The sequence below is a fragment of the Micrococcus sp. HG099 genome (assembly GCF_024723355.1).
GTDB classification, from domain to species: Bacteria; Actinomycetota; Actinomycetes; order Actinomycetales; family Micrococcaceae; genus Micrococcus; species Micrococcus endophyticus.
In genome coordinates, this window is sequence record NZ_JANQCJ010000239.1 from 1 (window position 1) to 1,408 (window position 1,408).

The 1,408-nt window shown below is 76.0% G+C and carries 3 protein-coding genes; all 3 read right to left on the minus strand.

Annotation, left to right across the window (positions count from 1 at the left end; translation table 11 throughout):
- The coding region (locus NWP10_RS11935; protein ID WP_258301045.1) for a PH domain-containing protein at positions 1–653 on the minus strand (653 nt) is incomplete at its 3' end.
- Complete coding sequence (locus NWP10_RS11940; protein WP_258301046.1) at positions 650–1,162, minus strand: PH domain-containing protein; 513 nt, start codon at positions 1,160–1,162, stop codon at positions 650–652. The genes NWP10_RS11940 and NWP10_RS11935, both read right to left, overlap by 4 nt.
- Positions 1,143–1,408 (minus strand): DUF3180 family protein (locus NWP10_RS11945; protein WP_258301047.1); only part of this gene is annotated, 266 nt, incomplete at its 5' end. The genes NWP10_RS11945 and NWP10_RS11940, both read right to left, overlap by 20 nt.

Consider the following 1,408-nt stretch of genomic DNA (forward strand, 5'->3'; position numbering starts at 1 on the left):
GGATCGGCGTCGGCGCCGGGCGGCGCGACGCCCGGGCCGGCCTCGGCGCCGGGCATGACTCCGGGCGTCACTCCGGCGGCCGCGTCCGCGCCCTCGGCGATCCGCGGGGCGGAGGCGGGCCCCACGAGGACCCCGGAGGCGCGGTCGAGGATCTCCCGGCGGACCTGCTCCGCGCGGGCCTTGGGCAGGAAGGACAGCTCGAGCGCGGACTCGCCGCCGTCCGCGGCCTCCACCTTCACCACGGCCAGGCCCAGCAGCCGGGCCACGAGCGGGTGCTGCAGGTCCACGGCCTGGATGCGGTCGTACTTCATCTGCCGGCGGGTGCGGAAGAGCCAGCCCTGCCGCAGCTCGATCTGGTCCTCGCCGATCCGGAACCGGGTGAACCACCACGAGAAGAAGAAGGCCAGGCTGACCAGCAGGGTCACGCCCAGCAGGATCCCGCCGGCCACGAGCAGGCTGCCCTCGCCCTCGCCGGAGCCCTCGCCCGCGCCGAACCGGCCTGCGGCGAAGTCCTCCACCGCGTTGCGGCCCAGGAAGAACAGGATGAGCAGCAGGAACGTCCAGCCCCGCACCCACGGGGAGGCGGGATGGACGCGGGCCCAGCCGTCGTCGTTCGCCGGGCGCGTCGCGGGGACGGGCGCGGCGGCGCTCACAGCCCCGCCAGCCGGGCCTGGCCGCGCGCCATGAGGACCTCGCGCAGCTCGTCCGCGGTCTCGTGGGGCAGGCCCTCGAGGGTGACGTCGGACCCGGAGGCCGCGGTCTTGAGGGTGAGGGTCTGCAGGCCGAACCGGCGCAGCAGCGGGCCGTCCGAGACGTCCACGTACTGGAGGCGGCCGTAGGGGACGGCGTACACGCTGCGGAAAAGCAGGCCCTCCCGCCACAGGACGTCGTCCTCGCGCTCGGCCCAGCCCATGGCGCGCACGCGGCGCGGGATCAGCACGAGGTCCACGAGCCAGGACACCACGACGATCGCCGGCAGCCCCCACGCCGTCCACGCCCACAGGCCCTCCCAGGGCCCGAGGAGCTTGAGGACCAGCGGCACGCTGAACACGACCAGCCAGATCAGGTGGCCGATGCTCGAGGAGATCAGCTTCACCGGGGTGAGCTTCGGCGAGGCCGGCGCGAACGTCACGCCGGTCAGGTCAATCCCGGGCACGGGCATAGCCTCCTTCGGTCTCGGGGCGGGGCGCTCGTCCGCGGCCCGCGGTCCCATCCTCCCCGCGGCCGCCCTCGGCCACATCCCCCTCCGGGGGGATCCGGCACCAGCGCTCCACCACGAGGCCCACAGCCAGCAGCACCAGGCCGCCCGCCGCCTGCAGGGCCGCCTCCCGCACCGTGGGCGCCCCCGCGCCGGCCCGGGCCGCCACCTGCAGGGCCACGCCCGCGTGCCAGCCGGCCAGGGCGGCGC